General features: G+C 53.5%; 21 protein-coding genes and 1 pseudogene. 10 read left to right on the top strand and 12 right to left on the bottom strand.

Annotated features, from left to right (window positions below; translation table 11 throughout):
• Positions 1-159 precede the first annotated feature (159 nt).
• From ACJAXR_RS14815 to ACJAXR_RS14795, 5 genes and pseudogenes are all read right to left on the bottom strand, one after another.
• Positions 160-837 (bottom strand): hypothetical protein, encoded by a 678-nt coding sequence (locus ACJAXR_RS14815; RefSeq protein WP_415059034.1) that lies wholly within the window; start codon positions 835-837, stop codon positions 160-162.
• A 15-nt stretch (positions 838-852) separates the two neighbouring features.
• Positions 853-1,587, bottom strand: a complete 735-nt coding sequence (locus tag ACJAXR_RS14810; RefSeq protein ID WP_415059033.1) for a HupE/UreJ family protein — start codon at positions 1,585-1,587, stop codon at positions 853-855.
• A gap of 716 nt (positions 1,588-2,303) precedes the next feature.
• On the bottom strand, positions 2,304-2,465 hold the full coding sequence (locus ACJAXR_RS14805) for a hypothetical protein (RefSeq protein ID WP_415059032.1): 162 nt from the start codon (positions 2,463-2,465) through the stop codon (positions 2,304-2,306).
• Between the two features lie 27 nt (positions 2,466-2,492).
• Positions 2,493-3,083, bottom strand: a complete 591-nt coding sequence (locus tag ACJAXR_RS14800; RefSeq protein ID WP_415059031.1) for a DUF4394 domain-containing protein — start codon at positions 3,081-3,083, stop codon at positions 2,493-2,495.
• A gap of 131 nt (positions 3,084-3,214) precedes the next feature.
• Positions 3,215-3,331: pseudogene (locus tag ACJAXR_RS14795) on the bottom strand (anti-sigma factor); the annotation flags it as partial.
• A 208-nt stretch (positions 3,332-3,539) separates the two neighbouring features.
• Here ACJAXR_RS14795 and ACJAXR_RS14790 point away from each other — a divergent pair.
• Positions 3,540-4,145 carry a hypothetical protein gene (locus tag ACJAXR_RS14790; RefSeq protein WP_415059030.1) on the top strand — a complete coding sequence of 202 codons (606 nt, stop codon included), beginning with the start codon at positions 3,540-3,542 and terminating at the stop codon, positions 4,143-4,145.
• Positions 4,146-4,200: 55 nt separating this feature from the next.
• Here the strand turns inward: ACJAXR_RS14790 and ACJAXR_RS14785 are convergent, their stop codons facing one another.
• Complete coding sequence (locus ACJAXR_RS14785) at positions 4,201-5,532, bottom strand: S8 family serine peptidase (RefSeq protein ID WP_415059029.1); 1,332 nt, start codon at positions 5,530-5,532, stop codon at positions 4,201-4,203.
• Positions 5,533-5,628: 96 nt separating this feature from the next.
• On the opposite strand from ACJAXR_RS14785, the gene ACJAXR_RS14780 reads away from it, so the two are divergent.
• Genes ACJAXR_RS14780 through ACJAXR_RS14770 form a run of 3 tightly spaced genes read left to right on the top strand, consistent with a single transcriptional unit; the run spans position 5,629 to position 7,120 of the window.
• A complete protein-coding gene (locus tag ACJAXR_RS14780; protein WP_415059028.1) occupies positions 5,629-6,132 on the top strand; it encodes an RNA polymerase sigma factor in 504 nt (167 codons plus the stop codon).
• Positions 6,129-6,869, top strand: coding sequence for an anti-sigma factor family protein (locus ACJAXR_RS14775; protein ID WP_415059027.1), 741 nt, complete (start codon positions 6,129-6,131; stop codon positions 6,867-6,869). Before ACJAXR_RS14780 ends, ACJAXR_RS14775 begins: the two co-directional genes overlap by 4 nt.
• An 8-nt stretch (positions 6,870-6,877) precedes the next feature.
• A complete protein-coding gene (locus tag ACJAXR_RS14770) occupies positions 6,878-7,120 on the top strand; it encodes a LysR substrate-binding domain-containing protein (protein WP_415059026.1) in 243 nt (80 codons plus the stop codon).
• A 37-nt stretch (positions 7,121-7,157) separates the two neighbouring features.
• Here the strand turns inward: ACJAXR_RS14770 and ACJAXR_RS14765 are convergent, their stop codons facing one another.
• Positions 7,158-8,042 (bottom strand): LysR family transcriptional regulator, encoded by an 885-nt coding sequence (locus tag ACJAXR_RS14765; protein ID WP_415059025.1) that lies wholly within the window; start codon positions 8,040-8,042, stop codon positions 7,158-7,160.
• A 110-nt stretch (positions 8,043-8,152) separates the two neighbouring features.
• Between ACJAXR_RS14765 and ACJAXR_RS14760 the strand changes: the two genes are divergently transcribed.
• Positions 8,153-8,590, top strand: coding sequence for a PACE efflux transporter (locus tag ACJAXR_RS14760; protein WP_415059024.1), 438 nt, complete (start codon positions 8,153-8,155; stop codon positions 8,588-8,590).
• 155 nt (positions 8,591-8,745) lie between these two features.
• Positions 8,746-9,798, top strand: a complete 1,053-nt coding sequence (locus tag ACJAXR_RS14755; protein WP_415059023.1) for an NAD(P)-dependent alcohol dehydrogenase — start codon at positions 8,746-8,748, stop codon at positions 9,796-9,798.
• 28 nt (positions 9,799-9,826) lie between these two features.
• Here ACJAXR_RS14755 and ACJAXR_RS14750 read toward each other — a convergent pair whose 3' ends face one another.
• Positions 9,827-10,636: an enoyl-CoA hydratase-related protein gene (locus tag ACJAXR_RS14750; RefSeq protein ID WP_415059022.1), complete on the bottom strand. Its 810-nt coding sequence runs from the start codon at positions 10,634-10,636 to the stop codon at positions 9,827-9,829.
• 182 nt (positions 10,637-10,818) lie between these two features.
• Between ACJAXR_RS14750 and ACJAXR_RS14745 the strand changes: the two genes are divergently transcribed.
• Entirely contained in the window at positions 10,819-11,079 is a 261-nt protein-coding gene (locus ACJAXR_RS14745; protein WP_415059021.1) for a TIGR03643 family protein, read from the top strand.
• 26 nt (positions 11,080-11,105) lie between these two features.
• On the opposite strand, the gene ACJAXR_RS14740 is transcribed toward ACJAXR_RS14745, so the two are convergent.
• From ACJAXR_RS14740 to ACJAXR_RS14730, 3 genes are all read right to left on the bottom strand, one after another.
• A complete protein-coding gene (locus tag ACJAXR_RS14740) occupies positions 11,106-11,873 on the bottom strand; it encodes a MauE/DoxX family redox-associated membrane protein (protein WP_415059020.1) in 768 nt (255 codons plus the stop codon).
• Between the two features lie 35 nt (positions 11,874-11,908).
• Entirely contained in the window at positions 11,909-13,138 is a 1,230-nt protein-coding gene (locus ACJAXR_RS14735) for a ubiquitin-like protein (RefSeq protein ID WP_415059019.1), read from the bottom strand.
• A gap of 167 nt (positions 13,139-13,305) precedes the next feature.
• The gene (locus ACJAXR_RS14730; RefSeq protein WP_415059018.1) at positions 13,306-14,019 is read right to left on the bottom strand and encodes a hypothetical protein; all 714 of its coding nucleotides are present in this window, start codon (positions 14,017-14,019) and stop codon (positions 13,306-13,308) included.
• Positions 14,020-14,317: 298 nt separating this feature from the next.
• Between ACJAXR_RS14730 and ACJAXR_RS14725 the strand changes: the two genes are divergently transcribed.
• Entirely contained in the window at positions 14,318-14,728 is a 411-nt protein-coding gene (locus tag ACJAXR_RS14725; RefSeq protein ID WP_415059017.1) for a septal ring lytic transglycosylase RlpA family protein, read from the top strand.
• Between the two features lie 87 nt (positions 14,729-14,815).
• Here ACJAXR_RS14725 and ACJAXR_RS14720 read toward each other — a convergent pair whose 3' ends face one another.
• Positions 14,816-15,370 carry a carboxymuconolactone decarboxylase family protein gene (locus ACJAXR_RS14720; RefSeq protein WP_415059016.1) on the bottom strand — a complete coding sequence of 185 codons (555 nt, stop codon included), beginning with the start codon at positions 15,368-15,370 and terminating at the stop codon, positions 14,816-14,818.
• A 132-nt stretch (positions 15,371-15,502) separates the two neighbouring features.
• On the opposite strand from ACJAXR_RS14720, the gene ACJAXR_RS14715 reads away from it, so the two are divergent.
• Positions 15,503-16,102, top strand: a complete 600-nt coding sequence (locus tag ACJAXR_RS14715) for a TetR/AcrR family transcriptional regulator (RefSeq protein ID WP_415059015.1) — start codon at positions 15,503-15,505, stop codon at positions 16,100-16,102.
• A gap of 168 nt (positions 16,103-16,270) precedes the next feature.
• Positions 16,271-16,930, top strand: a complete 660-nt coding sequence (locus ACJAXR_RS14710; protein ID WP_415059014.1) for a peroxiredoxin — start codon at positions 16,271-16,273, stop codon at positions 16,928-16,930.
• Positions 16,931-16,963: the final 33 nt, after the last annotated feature.

Below are 16,963 nucleotides of genomic sequence, written 5' to 3'. Positions count from 1 at the left end.
ACTCGGTAGATAATGGTTTCGTCTCAGTCTTCGGCTATCAGAAGTAAGGGTAGGGGATTGTAAGAATCTCCGAAAATAAAAAAGGCACGCTACCTATTGGGTAGCGCACCCTTATTTCTTCCCTGTATTTTACAGCTCGGCATTGCTCTGATCAGCGGCTTAACGCATCGTTTTCAGCTCGCCATAATCACCACTGGTCCGCAGTACCAGGGTGATGTCATTACTGTTCCGGTTACGAAAGAACCAGCCGTGGTTGCCATCGAACGCGGCCTGCAGCTCGCCTTCCCCTTCCAGCACTTCACGGCCTTTTTCATAGGAAATTGACTTGCCGCCGCCGTCGCCATGAGTGTCGTAGTTAATGGGCCCGCCCTCTGATGTCCAAGAGAAACGTGCAATGGCACCTTCATCCATTGTGAGTTTGAACTCGGTCCCTTCGCCGGGGGTGAGAACAACACGGATCTCATCTTGCCATTCGACTTCAGCAGTGGGTGCAAAGGCAAGCGCTTGCGTTATTGGCTCGGCTTCAAGGACAGGAACTGCAGGTGTTTCGGAGATGAGCTTAACTGGCGCTGTTAGGTTTTCATCGCTGGAGGATTGTATTGGCACCCGCTGGGCGGCTTCGTCAGCGGCTGCATCCAGCACCAGTTGCTCCTTGATCTCGCCCATCGTTGTCAAACCGAGCAGACGACCAGCGCCTGTTGGGTCCAGAGCGTATTCGGCTGGCATTACCACAGTGACTAGCAATACAAGCGCTATGATAAAAGCGATGATGGTAGAGCGAATCAGCTTTGTGGTGCTGGGTAACTCGTTAGCGGTTGGCATATCAGTGTTGTACATAAAAAGTCTCCAGAGTTAGGCAACGAAATAACCGGTTAGCTGATAACCGATGAGCAGGAAGCCGGCGCTCATCATGGCTACGTTGGCGGTATAGGCGTGACGGAAAAAACTATTGGTTTTACGCCAATAGCTCATGACAATGAGGATCATTGCCAAGGCCAGAAGCTGGCCGATTTCCACACCCACGTTGAACGCGAGCAGATTGGGCAGGAGTCCATCCGGAGAGATGTCGTACTCAATAATCTTCGTCGATAGACCAAATCCGTGAAAGAAGCCGAAGATCAGCGTGGCCGCTTTGGTATTGGGTTGGAAACCGAACCAGCGCTGATAGGCGCCCAGATTATCCAGTGCTTTATAGACCACCGACAGTCCAATGATGGCGTCGATGATGTAGCTGTTGATACCGACGTTGAAGTACACACCCAACAGCATGGTGATGGAGTGCCCCAGCGCAAAAAGGCTGACATAGATTGCGATGTGCTGCATGCGATAGAGGAAGAAAACGACCCCCAGAAGGAACAGCAGGTGGTCATAACCGGTGACCATGTGCTTGGCCCCCAGATACATGAACGCAATAAGGTTGACCCCGGATATTTCCTGGATATATCCCTTGTCTCCCTGAGCAATAGCATGAGCCAGGACATCGGCGCTCATTGCGAGCAAGCCGAGTACCAAGAAAATCCAGACAAGGTGACGACCGCCGGCGGCGGCGCTTGCGCGCCAATGGCCGTCAAACAAAGTTGACAACATAAAGACTCCAATTGTTTACGTTTAGGAAGCTGCAGTGCAGCAAGACTTAAACAATCAGCGAGTTCTTTGGCGGGCGGTCGAGTCGATAATGAATACTGCGGGGAGCGTCCTCAAGGGGGCCGGATTGTTGCAGTGAAACTGGATTTCTGGAGATTAAATGGATCGTCAATTGATCTGCGGATTCATGGGAGTGGTTGCTAGAGTCGTGGTGCGGGGACGACTCCGTCATTGACTCAGCACCCTGGAGGTGAGCATCGTGATCGTGCATGTTGTCATGCTGATCTATTGCCATGCCGTGAGTCAGGTAAACGACACCATGGGAAGAGGCACCACCGATGACCGATAGATTCATGCCCGCTAGAGCCAGCAGCATGACAAGCAGTGGAAGCAGTTTTTTGCGGTAGGTGCCTATAATCATGGCGGGAAGTTTAACATCCGGCCGAGTGATATAGGAATCAGGAGCGCAAGAAAATCCTACATAGCGAAATGCCTGACCCCCTTAGTCCGGCATTCCCCCATTGACCAAACCGCGATACTCGGCCGTTTCGTATCAATCACGCCCCTGACCGGGCTTAATCGTGAGCTGTTCTGATCGACTACGTAGTCTAGAGCACTGTTGATCTGGCGTGCATGGCTGGGCGGCTGATCGCTAGTTCAGCCTATTAGACTATGTCCAGCCTTGGGCTTGCGCACAGGGCCTTTCGATAGCAGTGCCGTTACATTGCAGGTAGAACGGTAATATCAATAATGCCATCAGGCAGATCGGTGATGTTGACCAGTGGTGTGGGGGTGCCAGTCTTCAGATCGATTGTGTGTAGAGTTTTACCGGCCAGCACATAGGTGATGGTGCTGCCCATGCCGTCGCTGACAATATCCATTGCCCCTGTCTCGAGACCCTTGGCGAGTTAGCCCACGGGCTGCTGTACACCATTGTTCGGTGGGTTCTGCAGCATCAACATGCCGGTGGTCAGATCGACGGTATACAGTTCGGTTTTTTCAGTTCCTGCGTAAGAGTTGGTGTAGGCGCCTGCGACGACTTTCGCCATCATATCGGCGTCATCAAAATCAGCTGAATAGGCAACGCTGCCGTCGGTAGCGACCTCACCGGTCTCAACGTTAGCGCGCAGGTTGGTGCCGTCGGCCGCTAGCAGACGCAGGCGGTCAGCAACAGGGTTAAAATCAACGACAGCGTGTCCCGAGCCGGGCAGAGCAACCAAGAGTTCCACGCCTGGGGTGGCTTTGCCGGTTGCTGGGTCGAGTGTATATAGCTGGGTCGCGCCGCCGATGGCATAGATCATGCGTTCGGCAGGACGCACGTCCATCCCACGCAAATCTTTTGCGCCGGCAACCTGCATGCTGGCGGTAACGCTGACCATGTCAGTGTCTATTGTGTGCAACATGCCGTCTGAACCCAGAGCTAGCAGCTGGGCAGCGCTGACGGCACCCGCAGCCAGTGTCAGTGAAGTGGTCAGGATAAGTTTGTTGAAAGTTCTCATCTGTACATCCTCGTGTTCGCAAAGGGTAGGTTTAGCCCACCTGGCAAGATGCTGTTACTAGCCACTTGCCAAGTAATACACGCGAACAAGGACTCTGGATGTCGACCACTATAAAAATTTTTCCCGGTCACTCAATTACTGGCAATCAGCACAGCACGACCGATGTACAGCACTGGCCCCGTCGGTTTCTTAAGCGGTGAGCCGCCAATGGGTTCAAGGGTCAGTTCAAATAGCTGTCCTGCTTCCACGGCGCCTATTTGTGTTCCATGCTGAGTCCCGTACTCCATTGCTTTACCGTTCATATAGGTTTTACCCGCTAGAAGCTAATACAGATGTCTCACGCGTAAACAAAGATGTTTGCACGTGTTTAATTGTTTTGAACGTGAAATTTTTTTGGAATAGATCTTCTGCCCAAACGTTACCTTGATGAAGACAACGAAAATCAGGAGTTTGACGATGATGAAACGCACATTAGCACTCGCAATTTGTTCCATTTTTGCTATCTCCGCACATGCTGCGGAAAACGCTAGCTCTGCCAATGCCAATGCCAATGCACGCATGAGTGCTCAGGGTGGCGGTGGTATGGATGCCGGTAATGGCACAAACGCTAATGCTGGTGGCCAGGCAGGAGCATCTGTGGGGATGTCAGCGAGCTCGCAAGGATCGGGAGAGAATAGCGGGGTCGATCAACGGGAGCGCGCTGAAGCTATGGGCGATGCCGCTGCTGGTCAGGCTCGTACGTCAGGTCAGGCAGCGCGTAACGCGGCTACCGGACAGATAGATCAGGCCCGCAGCACAAGCCGCCAGACTGTGGAAGCCGGTGTAGCGACTGGACGTGCGACGCAGGGTGAAGCCGAGTCACGAGCCCGTTCAGGCTTGAATGGGATATCTGAGCGAGCCGGTGATGCTAAAAGTCGCTTGAACAGCAGCTCGCGTTCTGAAGTGGGGGTCGGTATTAACCAAGGGATGGGTACATCCATTTCGGGCGGTGCTCGCTCTGAATTCCGCAGCAATATGGGTGCCACGATACGCACGCCTGCTGGCAATGGCGGTCTGCTTTAAACGCTCGCACGAAACACAGCTTGAGTGACATCAGCCGGGCCTCTAGGCCCGGTTTTTATTCGCCCACCAGACCATGGCCAAATACAGAGTCGGGCCCCGCTTCCCCCAAATCAACGGTGTCTCTTGCCAGACTCTCAGTCAGATTTGAAGATGAAGTTGGACTGCTGCCCATGGAGCACGCCAGGTAAGCTGTCACTACTGGCGTTGCTATGGATGTTCCGCTTTGGCTGCTGAACTTGCCTTCCCCATTAGCGAGTACAACATCAACTCCGCGTGCGGCAAAATCCACATGGGTGCCTTGGTTAGCCCACCGATAAATTCTATTGAACGAATCAACAGCGGTTACAGCTATTACATGGGGATATGCTGCTGGATAGAGTGGTGGAGCGGCGGGCCCTTGATTGCCCACCGCGGCTACTAACGGGATACCTGCTTCGACCATGCGTTGCGTTACTACCGCCAATAATCGGTTGTCAGGGCCCGCCATGCTGATGTTTACAATACTGACTTCCTGGGAGATCAGCCAGTTGAGACCCTCCACAAGATGCATTAGCGTCGCTCCGTTGGTCAGGTCCTGTCGGCTGAAAAAAACCGAGGCATTGACCAGTGTCGTTTGCGGCATCCGAACCTCAGATCGACCGGGCAGCCGCCCGACCAGTACGCTCGCGACAGCCGTGCCGTGTCCTGTGGGCTCAGCAATGTCAGCCAAAAAGCGTTTCTGTACGATAGAGGCATTGCTAAAGCTGGGGTGTTCAGTCTGGATAGCGGTGTCGACCATGCCCACGACAAGGGGCTTATTGCAAACATAGGGACGGGAGGGCCTATTGGTACCTTGGCTTTGCCCGGTCTGTGGGCTGTAGATATGGTTGCGATCCAGGCGTTCAAAAATAGACGCTGGCAGCATACGAGCCATGGCGGCCGGCGAATCCAGTGTTTCAGTCACGCTAAAACGCACCACGTTCAAGCCAAGCGACGCAAGGGGTACTTGGTCGATGATTCGGATGCCGGGTTGATCCAGCAGCTTTATCTCGCTCGACTCCAGCACCACCAGCCATTGCTTTTCAACGGCGCGCCAGCCATCTTCCACGCGGACATCAACAAAAGCCTGCGAGCCATCTGTTGCCATAACTAGGATGCGATCGGGTAATTCGGGTGTTAATTGCGGTAGCGGTACAGATGTTTCCACGACGGGATCGGCTATCGGCATCTCTCTGCGCCGCTCGGCTGCCCGTTCGATTAGTCGGTCAGTGCGATCCTCCACCCGCTGCTGGATGATACCTCCAGGTTGCTGCAGTTGGCCAAGACCAAGGGCATGGCTCGGTGCCGCCAGGCTAAAGCTGGCGAAGAGAAGGGCAGTACCGTAAAGAGTAATGTGTTTAGATTTCATAGAGTGAAAACGTCCCGGCAAGCAAAAAATTCCCTGATCAATGGAATAAAACTCCCTGAGTTTCGTTAACTGAATATAACGATGAGAGACGGCTCAATGAATCAAGAATTGAACCAAGAATTGAAGCAGTTGTTACCCGGGCTACGACGCTTTGCCTATTCGCTCACTGGCACGGTGCCGGATGCGGACGACCTCTTGCAGGGTACCGTTGAAAAGCTGCTGCGGCGAGCGCCGCCCGAGGGGGTGGAGCTAAATCGATGGGCGTTTCGAGTTTGTCGGAATCTGTGGATAGATGAATGTCGGTCCAGAAAGGTTCGCCATGAAGCCGCGCAGAAACCTGAACTGAGCGATGGACACATAGTGGATGGCGAACATGCGACGATCAGTCAGATAGAGTTCGAACAGGTCAATGCGGCCATGGCGCGCTTACCTGCCGGCCAGCGAGAAATTATTTCGCTGGTCGCGTTACACGGGCTGTCCTACCAGGAGGTCTCCGACACTCTGGAGGTTCCCAAGGGCACAGTCATGAGCCGTCTGGCCCGAGCGCGGGTTGCTTTGAGTGCGTTGTTGAACGTTGAATCTGCGAGGGCGCTGCCATGAATATCACCGACGAAACCCTATCGGCTTTTCTCGATGCTGAATTGTCCGAGCAGGAGATGCAGGCTGTTCGTGAGCTTTTACAAGTTGATCCCGAAGTAACTGATCGTCTGGCGCAGCTTGCCATTGTGGATCAGCAATTGCTGCGTCACTTTTCGGCTATCGATGCTCAGCCACTGCCCCAGGCTGTCATGGATTTGCTGGCGCAAGCAGAGCATGACGAAGCTTCTGACTTATCCGCTGCTGTCAAAGCGGGTAGCGTGCTGCCATTTCGCCAGCCCGCGCAGATCAAATCGAGATCTCGTCGATACTCCGGCATGGCTATCGCCGCGGCCGTGGTCATGGCACTAGGCCTGTCACAGCTGCTGGGCACTAACTCAGATGCGCAGTGGCAGCGTGTGGCAGGCGCGCTTGAGTCTTTTCCCAGTGGCGCCGCTCTGGAGCTGGAAGATGGGCGATTGCTGACGCCAAGATTGACCTTCGAAAATCAGCAGGGTGACTATTGTCGTCAGTATCATCTGCAAGGGGCTGAGCAAGCCTCCGAAAATATCGCCTGCCGTGCAGGGGGTGACTGGACTCTGACCGCTTCGATGGAGGTGGTGCAAACCGTATCAGCGGCTGAATATCAGACGGCCAGTGGTGGTTTTATTTTGGATGGTGAGCTGGATCAGATGATGTCAGATCAAGCGCTCAACTCAGATCAAGAACGTCTGTTGATAGCGTCAGGCTGGATCAAATAAGGATTGTAATGCATGAAATGCCCTGGCCTAGGACAGGCCAGATCAGTCTGATTCTGGAGCCTGTCAGCATGGGTTTGGGTTTTACCGTACTGCCAGCTTATGCGGTGGATGCTTTTCAGCACTTTGAGCTCGTGAGATCACATCGGCTGCCTAATCCAGTGAGCGAAACGCTTTATCTGGGGGTTCAGCGTCAGAAGGCCCTGCAGCGCAGGATGCAAACGGTGATTGTTGAAGCTCAAAAATGGCTTTAGATCGAGGAACGAGATCCTTTCAAAGCTTTTCCCTTTTTTATAGTGCCTCGCGCATCAACTCGATATAGCGCTTTGCTCCAAGCCCCAGCGGCCGATGCTTGACCCAGACCATATCTACCCAAAGCCACAATTCGTTAGTCATGTTCTCGAATTCGATCTCTACCAGACTACCCGAAGCGATCAGAGGCTGGATCAGGGTTCTGGGTAGCCAAGCCCAGCCGAGGCCAGCCTGAACCAAGCTGAGGGTTGCGAGGTGACTGTCGGTCAACCATATCTGTCTGGAGCGCACCATGCGCGGGTCGGACTCCGTCACATCGCCACTGGCCACGACGATCTGGCGCATATTCATCAGCTGTTCTTCTCTAATCGGTCTGCCATCAGCAGTCATGGCCGGGTAGCCGGGGCCCACCACAGCGACCAGCAGTTCGCTTCCGAACTCCTCAAAGCGCTCGCGCTCGTCGATAGCTGGGCGCTCAAACACCAGTGCAATTTGTACCGAGCCTTCGTGCAGCAGGCGCAGTGCATCCGCTTGGGGTTCGGACCGAATTTCAAGCTCCAGAGTAGGGAACTCGCTTGCCAGCGTCGCGAGTGGACCGTTCCATGAAGCGGAAAGCAGTTCTGGTGCGACTGCCAATGTTAGCCGCTTTTCGAGTCCTTGATGCAATTGTAGCGCCTGAGTCTGGAGCTCACGTAATTGCCGCTGTACTTGCCTGGCATTTGGCTCCAGGGCGCGAGCGGCGGTTGTCGGAATGGCTTCACGGGCCGAACGGTCAAACAGCTGGATATCCAGTTCGGCTTCAAGTTGAGAAATGCTCATGCTGATCGCTGAGGGTACGCGCTTGAGTGTGCGAGCAGCGGCCGAGAAGGAGCCACTGTCGAGCACTTCGAGAAAGACTTTTACGGTTTCGCTGGTGAATGCCATGATCTATCAGTTTTTCTGATTGGAGGTTTCTTTTTCTATCAGAAAATAGCACGTATATTCCAGCTATAAATGCAACGCAGTTGACATTCAACGCGCCATCGGAGTTCTTCATGCAAGGTTTAAAACGCAAGCTGGTTTATGTAGCGCTATATGAGGTGCTTGCGATCGCCGTTATCACGCTGACATTGCTGCTGCTGGAGCACCCATTGCTCGACGCGGGCATCGCCTCAATCATGACCTCGGCGGTAGCCGTCAGCTGGAACCTTATGTGGAATACGCTGTTTGAAGCCTGGGAGAGCCGGCAGCCAGACCGAACGCGCACCTTCAAGCGCCGCGCAATACATGCGCTGGGTTTCGAGTTGGGCTTGTTGGTCACACTGGTGCCATTGATGGCCTGGTGGCTGAGTATCTCGCTGCTACAGGCTTTGTTGTTGGATCTCGGTCTGCTGGTGTTTTTTGTGATCTATACTTTTTTGTTCAGCCTGGCATTTGACAAGATTTTTGGCTTGCCGCTATCGGCTCAACCTGAATTATCTGGGCCGCCTTGAAGAAAACGAACGCCGGGTTGAGGTTGAAGGACAGATATATCCGGTAATGCGACCTGGGCGGGATCAGGCCTTCAGCCTGTTACCATCGCGCCCTTTATTACATCTCACCTAATCGAGCAGCCGGCCCACAAGGCTGGCTGCTCCGGAGACATACCATGTCAAAAGCATCTGCGTACGCCGCATTAGATTCGTCCACCCCCCTTGAGGCCTATGAGTTTGAGCGTCGTGAGCCTGGCGATAATGACGTTCAGATCGATATTCTGTTCTGCGGTGTTTGTCACTCAGACCTGCACACCGCACGTAACGAATGGAATAATACCCAGTTTCCGTCAGTGCCTGGCCACGAAATTGTCGGCCGCGTGACGGCTGTGGGCGCGCATGTAACCGGCTTCAAGGTCGGCGAGTTGGCTGGTGTGGGCTGCATGGTCGATAGCTGCCAGTCCTGTGGCTCTTGCTCAGAAGGGCTTGAGCAGTACTGTGAGAATGGTTTCACTGGCACCTATAATGGGCCGGCCTTTGGCGGTGAAAATACCCTGGGTGGGTATTCTGACCATATTGTTGTAGATCAGAAATTCGTGCTGCGTATCAGCCACAAGGACAATCTGGCTGCTGTTGCGCCGCTGCTGTGCGCGGGCATCACTACGTACTCGCCGTTACGCCAATGGAACGTTGGGCCCGGTCAAAAGGTCGGAGTGGTTGGTCTGGGCGGCCTGGGGCACATGGCGGTGAAGATCGCTACAGCAATGGGCGCGCATGTTGTGCTGTTTACTACCTCGCCAAGCAAAAAAGAAGATGCCCTTCGCTTGGGTGCCAAGGAAGTCGTCATCTCCAAAAACAAGGATGAGATGAAAGCTCACCTGAACAGTTTTGATTTCATTCTCAACACGGTGGCAGCGCAACATGATCTTGACCCCTTCATGGCGCTACTCAAGCGTGATGCGACCATGACGCTGGTGGGTGCGCCCTCCGAACCGCATCCCGGGCTAAATGTGTTTGGTCTGATTTTCAAGCGCCGCCGCCTGGCTGGCTCGCTGATTGGCGGCATTGCCGAAACCCAGGAAATGCTCGACTTCTGCGCGGAGCACAACATCGTTTCCGATGTGGAAATGATCGATATTCAGGGCATCAACGAAGCCTATGAACGCATGATCAAAAGCGATGTGAAGTACCGCTTTGTGATCGATATGGCTTCGCTGAAAGCCGCTTAGTCAGGCTGGGTGTCGAATAGTTCTTGCTTTACTTGCCATCCGGCTGAGCAAAGCGAGGACTGCGTTTTTCCTTGAAGGCCGCAATCCCTTCCTCAGCTTCCGCACCACCCAAGGCAATTGCCATCAGCTGCTTTTCCTGGTCGAGTTGGCGTGCAAACGCCTCTCGGTCCGGGCCGTCAAGCAATTTCAGAATGGCACTCTGCGATTCGCGTGCGCCTTCGGCCAGTTGCTGACCCATCTCCAATGCGACTTCTAACGCAGACCCGGGCTCGACCACTCGGTTAACAACGCCTGCCTGGGCAAAACGCTCTATGGGTAAGCGACCACCAAACAGGGCAAGCTCCGCTGCTAATTGATGGGGCAATGATTGCGCCAGGAATACCGAGCCGCCACCGTCCGGCACCAGCCCTGCCTTGACGTAGGCCATGGAAATATAGCTGCCTTTGGCTGCTACGATCAGATCGGCGGCGAATGCCAGGGAAGCGCCGGCACCCGCCGCGCCGCCCTCAATCGCCGCAATCACGGGCTTGGAGCAAAATTTTAACTTCAGCACCAGGTCATGCAATTTTTGAATGAGCGCGGCGCGTTCTTCAACGGGCAGTGCTGCCCGAGTTTCAAGCGAGCGCAGATCGCCGCCCGAGCAGAAAAAGTCACCGGTTCCGCGCAATATGATATTGGCGATCTGCGGATTTGCTACCGCTTCATTGATATGGTGCTCGAGCAGAATGTACATCGCCGTTTCCAGAGCATTGCGCTTGTCCGGCCTATTTAGCGTCAGCACGAGTGAGGGGCCGCGGCGTTCAGCTAGAACGATGTCGTTGGTAGCGGGCAATGTCATGATGGCTCCTTAGGCGATGATTATGGGGTATGAATATACGCCTTTGACGCTCTGCGGCGGTGCGTATAAGTGGGTTGAATGGTGCGCAATCCTGGTGCTGTAGTAACAGCCTGTTGCAATGATACGAGTGCGATTCGGAGACAGCCTAAGGATAATAAAATGTTTTACGGGAGCTAAAAAAAATGTCCCAAGCGAGTAGTTGGAGCGCCGTGGATGAGTCACGCATTATTGAGATGGCGTGGGAAGATCGTACGCCCTTCGAAGCAATTGAAGCCCTGTACGGCCTCAACGAACCGGCAGTCATTCAACTTATGCGCTTGCAACTCAAGCCAGGCTCTTTCCGTCTGTGGCGCAAGCGCGTCAGTGGGCGCAAGACCAAACATGGCGCATTGCGTGATCCGGGTGTGATCAGGGGGTATTGTCCTACGCAATACAAACGTTAGCGTTTGCAACGCGCTCGCTCGTTATATCACCCCCCAAAGTATCTGAGCATCCAGATTCCCATTCCCATCATCATCAGATTTTCTGTCAGTGAGACAAATCCCAGGGGTACATTGCTGTCGCCGCCGGTGCAGGCGCATTTGAGTTTGCGCCTGTCGATATATACCGCCTTGAGCACCGATGCTGCGCCGATGGTCCCGATGAATAAGGCCACCGGAATGGCTAGCCAAAGCAAGCTCCCAGCAACCATGAGCACGCCGGCAAATAATTCAGCGTAGGGGTAGATGTAGGAGTAGGGCACTTTGCGGCGGGCGAGCAAATCGTAGTTCAGAAACATGGTAGAAAAGCTTTCCACATCCTGCAGTTTGAGTAGCGCCAGAATGCACATGCTGAAGGCGATAAACAGCTCAATGCTGCGCAGACTCAACAGCGCACCACCCGCCATCCAGATCACCGCTAGAGCCAGCAAGACCGAAACGGCGAATACCGTCAGGACGGGACGATAACTGGTTTCATCTGCAGATTTCACTTTCTTGCCAAAGTGCTGGCGCAGTTCGTCATAGCCACCGATACGGTTCTCACCGATAAAAGCCTGGGGTGTGGTATCAACACCATATTTTGCCATGAAGGCATCGGTTTCTTCCCGGGATGTCAGCCAGTTGTCGTCAACGGTGTAGCCTTCACGTCTGAGCAAATCGAGGGACTTGAGGCCAAAGGGGCAAAGATGCTTCTTCATCACCATGCGGTAAAGGGTGGCCTGCTTGTACGATTCTGTCGCCACTGAATTCGATGTCATTGGGTTCTCCTTGATGAACAGGGGTCTTGCGGACCCTAGAACGAGGCGACCATATGCCCGGCTAACCAAGTCTGAGGATCCTGGCCTTCGCTACTAATGTTGGCGTTGAGGATAAACTTGACGGGCGAGAGTTTCCAAATGCCGCCGACGGAAGCGCGCAACCAGGTATTCTGATCGCTATCAGTGTTGATGTTGAACTGATTGCCGCCGAGTAGTGTGCCGTTGATACCTGAGCTGGACTGGTTGAAGCGATGCACCGCTTCCAGGCCGGATGTCAAACTGAAACGCGGGCTGAGCGGTTTAAGTGTATTGACCCCCGCACGCCCCTCTGACGTCGAGAAATCACTGTCATTAAGCTTCGCCGGAGTTGTGCCGGAGCGCTCGGTGTAGCCGTCGATATCAGTTTTGATATGAGACAGATCTACGAACGGTGACAGTGCAGCCCCTGCAAACATCCCTGCGCGCTCCCAGTCTGTGCGTGCGCGAACTGACCAGGTCGTGGCATCAGTCTTGCCCACGGAACCGTCCAGATTATTGGCGGTTATGTAGCCGCGCTGTATGTCGAGATCAGCATCGCTGTAATAGGCTGTGAAGGTGCTCCAGGCATTGCTGCTCAAAGCCGCTACGGGAGTGATCAGCTCGAGTACGACGTATTGCCCGGTTTGCTCTTGCGACCCACCGAAAGCGGTATCCTGATCACTCCAGGATTTGCCCAGACCCAAACCGATCTGGGTGCGATTGTCATCAATGATCCAACAACCGCCCAGCTCCGCTAGCATGATTGATCCATCACCTTGATCACGGCTGTTTGAGCCCCAGTCACCCGAGGCCCACAGGCACGACTGGCTGCCAGGTTCGGCGCGCATGTCCAGAGGGTTGCCATGGCTGCCGTGCATCACGAGTGCAGCCTGATTAACCGCAGCCTGCAATAAACGTGTCTGCTCGGACAGGCTTTGCAAGGTTATAAAGGGCGTTAAGATCGTTTGCAGCGCCAGGTTTAACGTAGACTCTTTCTGAATATTGTAATCGGCCAGTGTGCGACCCTCTTCCAGAGTCTTGCCTTCAAAGACCAGCCGCTGCGCAGCTATTGGAATGTTCTCCTTTTCCAGAATCTTCTGTTTGACGTTGTCGATGCTATCGCTTGGTTCCACCTCCAGAGCAATAGTCTTGCCGGTCAGCGTCTTGACAAAAATCTGTAGGGCATAACTGGGCAGGGAGTAGGACAGGATAAGCAGTAAACCCATGACGTTTATTGTGTGCTTCACAGATATATCCATATCGAACAGAGTTATGCGCTTAATGCGCCATCAATAGTGCGTCCAGCACTTTAAAGTATATGCTCTAGCTATAATGCGCGAAAAGCTGAATCACAAGGTCAATGAATGGTGCCGGTCTTCCATATGGGCGCTGTCATGCTTTTTAGCCAAGTAATTCAACGCTTCAAACTGATCCAGGTGGCTTCAGCACAGGCCACACGCTCACCGTTAGTGCGGTACAGCGCGCTGCCAGCATTATGCTTTCGGCCGTCATGACTGATTGCCCAGGCTGAGACTGTGAGGATTTCGCCGGCGCGGACCGGTTGCTTGATACGCGCACTATAACGTCCCAGTAGGGCCATGCCCGAGATCGGTTTGACCGCAAAAAAACCGGGGCAATCCAGTGCTGCCCAAAGATACTCGCTGGCCACGTTGCCGTCGGCAGTGGCCAGATCGGCTTCTGGCTGCCAGAGCGCCGCAACTTGCTCTTGATGATTGCAAACATCACCGGCAAAGATACGCAGGCCGTCGCCCACGTCGCGGTTGGTACCGCACACAAAACAATTTGGTAGCTCATGGCCACCCTCGCGGCTCACACCGACAAAGCGTTTTTGGGCTTCTTCGGCTTCCTGCATTGAAGGCGATGTCGGGATATCCATCTCGAAGGAATAAGGTCGTGCGGTGGCCAGCAGCTGCTCACCGAGTTTCAGCTGCAGGCTGTCTTGGTAGGGATGCAGCTGCAGATCAGTATCCAGTGGTGGTGGTGCATGCAGGGTGACCTGACAGGGTTGCTTCATATGATTGGCCACAAGACCGCAGACATAACCGCCGTTGCCGCTGTTTGGCGGTCCGCAAAAGCGCCGCGCAATATGCAGTGTTGTACTGTTCATGGTAGCTTCAGTCCAAGAGTAATGCCCCATGTTACCTGTATGGCGCATTTATGCGGCCGAGAAATACGCGCCATCCAGAACGCTGATGTTGCTGTATCAAGACAGATATCCGCTCAGACTGTGGCCACTTCACCGACTATGTTGACAACGCCAGGGTAGGAGTCGAGGCCCCGATACGAAGGTTTTTGCACGCAGATCCTGATGAGCACAAATGCCGTAAGCCTTTACCTCACGGCACCTAACGACTAACGTCAGGTTTACTGATACTACGCGAAATCCCACCACTGCGTGCTGGCGGATGAGAAAAACACCTGAAATGACGAGAACTATTCTGAGAAATCTGTCGGTCGCCTTGTTTGTCCTTGCGGTGGCTAGCTGTAGCAAGATGCCGACGGGTGACCGCGGTAACTGGGTTGGTTATACCGAATCGGGGCAGGCTTCTTTTTATGCGGATAAATTCCAGAACAGGAAAACGGCCAGTGGCGAGCCCTACAGGCATAACTTGGAAACGGCCGCGCATAAAAAAATGCCCTTCGGATCCATCGTCAAGGTAACGAATAAGAACAACGGTAGAAGTGTCATCGTCAGAATTAACGATCGCGGGCCTTTTGTAAAAGGCCGGGTTATAGACCTGTCAAAATCGGCGTTTAGTCGTATCGGGAGTCTGTCTTCAGGCTTGGTCAACGTAAAGATTAATGTCATTCGTTAGGACAAATACGGGCTACCGATTCTCTCGGAGTCTGAGCAGGCCAGGTATATCGGCTGATCTGAACTGGCCTGCTCACGGCTTGCTCCGTTACTTGGCTTTCTGCCATTCAAACTTTTTGAATGCGCCATCGATCGGTGTTTTTGCGATGTGGTTGATGTAATTACTCATGATCTTCTGGGAAAGCACCAGGATCACTTCCAATACCTGCCGTTGGGTATAGCCGGCATCAAGGAAGCGCTGTACCGCATCAGAGCTGACTTCGCCACGCTGACGGACGACCGCAAGAGTGAAGGTGCGCAGGGCCTCTAGTTTATCGCTAGGCAGCGGTGTTTCATCGCGCAGTGCGTTGGTGATGTCGTCTGACACGTCCATCATTTTTGCGATACCGGTGTGTGCAGGGACGCAATAGTGGCAGGCATGCTCCACATTTATTGTCTGCCACACCACAGTGGTCTCGTCGTTATCAAAGCTGCAATCCAAAATCAGTTCATGCAGTTGATTATAGCCTTTCAGGACTTGAGGGGATTCAGCCATGACTGCGTGTAATCCGGGAATCATGCCGAAGTTTTTGAGGGAGTCCTCAAGCAGGGGCTTGGATTGTTCTGGAGCGGACAGCTTATCGTGAAGGGTAAAGGTAGGCATTGATGAATCCTCTTGAAGAAAGTTGTTGATTGATCACTCAACAACTGCAGCCTATCTATTTTTGAGCGATTATTCAATATATAATTCACTCACTAAAGTCTTCTGTACAGTCACATCGAGACGTTGAACACCATGGCAAGAATAGCCCGCTACGATCGACAATCGGCAATCGACAAGGCCGTCGCCCTGTTCTGGGAAAAGGGTTACTACAACGCGTCAATCAAACAGATCGAGCATGCTCTCGATATGCGCCCGGGAAGCATATACGCGGCCTTTGGTAGTAAAGACGGCTTGTTTCTTGAAGCACTGGCTCGTTATTCCAGAGAGTCTGGAGACTTCCTTACCAATTACTTGGCAAAAAGTCCGCAGGTCATTGATGGTCTTCAGGCGTATCTTAGGGAAATCGCGTCGGCCTGTGTGTCAGGTGGGCCAGTCCCCTCCCGCGCCTGCATGATAGTAAAAACCCTTCTGGAAACCAGTAGCACCCACCTGCTGATCAACCAAGAGGTTAACCGGGTTCTTGATTCAATCGAGCAGCGCCTCGGTGAGGTGCTTGAGCAAGCCAAAAGTAATGGTGAACTCAAGGCCGATATTGACTGCAAACGTCTTGCACGCCTTCTTCAAGCGCAGATCATTGGCTTGCGCTCCTTCGCACAACGGGATATCGGCGCTAGCGATGTCGTCGAGCTTGGCGAGGACATGGCGCGTATTCTCGACTCTTACCGAGTTTAACGTCTCGCCAAAAAGGCATGCAGTTTGACGCGATTCAAACCCTTTGCGGTCTTATGAGGCGTCGACTAAAGTATCTTGAAGGCGCATGCTGTATTTTGACAAGGCGTGTTTTTATTAGAATATTAACTGCCTGCAAGGTTCATTGGAAAACAACCAGAGACCACAATAATGTCTATTAGAATCAACGATGTTGCACCCGACTTCACGACGGCTTCCACTGCCGGTGAGCTCACATTTCATGATTGGATCGGCGATAGCTATGCCATCCTGTTTTCACACCCTAAAGATTTCACTCCCGTGTGCACCACCGAATTTGGCGCGGTTGCTCAACTTGCCCCCGAATTCGCCAAACGCAACACTAAAGTAATGGGCGTGTCGGTAGACAACGTCGAAGAGCACAAGAAGTGGAAACGCGATATCGAGTCTTTCTCCGGCGCCCCTGCTGATTTCCCGATCATAGACGACACGTCTCTGCAGGTATCCAAGCTGTACGACATGTTGCCCGCCGATGCCTATATGCCCGATGGACGAACGCCAGCTCACAGCGCCACTGTGCGGACTGTATTCATTATCGGTCCGGACAAAAAGATTCGCCTGACCATGTCTTATCCCATGGCCGTGGGCCGCAACTTCGCGGAAATCATGCGGGCACTGGATGCTATCCAGGCGACTGACGGCGCATCCATTGCCACCCCCGCCAACTGGGTACCCGGTCAGGACGTGATCGTTGCCCTGTCCCTGAATGATGCCCAGGCTGAGGAAAAATTCGGCAAGCTTGATATCAAGCTCCCTTATTTACGATTCGCGAAGGCTCCGAAGACATCCTGAAGTGAGTTAGCACCTGCTTGTGGGCAGAACAAT

The sequence above is a fragment of the Halopseudomonas sp. genome (assembly GCF_047631575.1).
Classification (GTDB): Bacteria; Pseudomonadota; Gammaproteobacteria; order Pseudomonadales; family Pseudomonadaceae; genus Halopseudomonas.
The sequence above is the reverse complement of the archived record's forward strand: the minus strand, read 5'-3'. Positions and strand labels throughout refer to the sequence as shown.

Coding starts and splice junctions, on each gene's coding strand:
- ACJAXR_RS14740 (WP_415059020.1), bottom strand. CDS start 11,873: ATGACATCGAATTCAGTGGCGACAGAATCGTACAAGCAGGCCACCCTT.
- ACJAXR_RS14780 (WP_415059028.1), top strand. CDS start 5,629: ATGAATCAAGAATTGAACCAAGAATTGAAGCAGTTGTTACCCGGGCTA.
- ACJAXR_RS14755 (WP_415059023.1), top strand. CDS start 8,746: ATGTCAAAAGCATCTGCGTACGCCGCATTAGATTCGTCCACCCCCCTT.
- ACJAXR_RS14745 (WP_415059021.1), top strand. CDS start 10,819: ATGTCCCAAGCGAGTAGTTGGAGCGCCGTGGATGAGTCACGCATTATT.
- ACJAXR_RS14730 (WP_415059018.1), bottom strand. CDS start 14,019: ATGAACAGTACAACACTGCATATTGCGCGGCGCTTTTGCGGACCGCCA.
- ACJAXR_RS14810 (WP_415059033.1), bottom strand. CDS start 1,587: ATGTTGTCAACTTTGTTTGACGGCCATTGGCGCGCAAGCGCCGCCGCC.
- ACJAXR_RS14775 (WP_415059027.1), top strand. CDS start 6,129: ATGAATATCACCGACGAAACCCTATCGGCTTTTCTCGATGCTGAATTG.
- ACJAXR_RS14760 (WP_415059024.1), top strand. CDS start 8,153: ATGCAAGGTTTAAAACGCAAGCTGGTTTATGTAGCGCTATATGAGGTG.
- ACJAXR_RS14725 (WP_415059017.1), top strand. CDS start 14,318: ATGAGAAAAACACCTGAAATGACGAGAACTATTCTGAGAAATCTGTCG.
- ACJAXR_RS14710 (WP_415059014.1), top strand. CDS start 16,271: ATGTCTATTAGAATCAACGATGTTGCACCCGACTTCACGACGGCTTCC.
- ACJAXR_RS14765 (WP_415059025.1), bottom strand. CDS start 8,042: ATGGCATTCACCAGCGAAACCGTAAAAGTCTTTCTCGAAGTGCTCGAC.
- ACJAXR_RS14815 (WP_415059034.1), bottom strand. CDS start 837: ATGTACAACACTGATATGCCAACCGCTAACGAGTTACCCAGCACCACA.
- ACJAXR_RS14785 (WP_415059029.1), bottom strand. CDS start 5,532: ATGAAATCTAAACACATTACTCTTTACGGTACTGCCCTTCTCTTCGCC.
- ACJAXR_RS14800 (WP_415059031.1), bottom strand. CDS start 3,083: ATGAGAACTTTCAACAAACTTATCCTGACCACTTCACTGACACTGGCT.
- ACJAXR_RS14750 (WP_415059022.1), bottom strand. CDS start 10,636: ATGACATTGCCCGCTACCAACGACATCGTTCTAGCTGAACGCCGCGGC.
- ACJAXR_RS14805 (WP_415059032.1), bottom strand. CDS start 2,465: ATGGATATTGTCAGCGACGGCATGGGCAGCACCATCACCTATGTGCTG.
- ACJAXR_RS14790 (WP_415059030.1), top strand. CDS start 3,540: ATGATGAAACGCACATTAGCACTCGCAATTTGTTCCATTTTTGCTATC.
- ACJAXR_RS14720 (WP_415059016.1), bottom strand. CDS start 15,370: ATGCCTACCTTTACCCTTCACGATAAGCTGTCCGCTCCAGAACAATCC.
- ACJAXR_RS14715 (WP_415059015.1), top strand. CDS start 15,503: ATGGCAAGAATAGCCCGCTACGATCGACAATCGGCAATCGACAAGGCC.
- ACJAXR_RS14770 (WP_415059026.1), top strand. CDS start 6,878: ATGCATGAAATGCCCTGGCCTAGGACAGGCCAGATCAGTCTGATTCTG.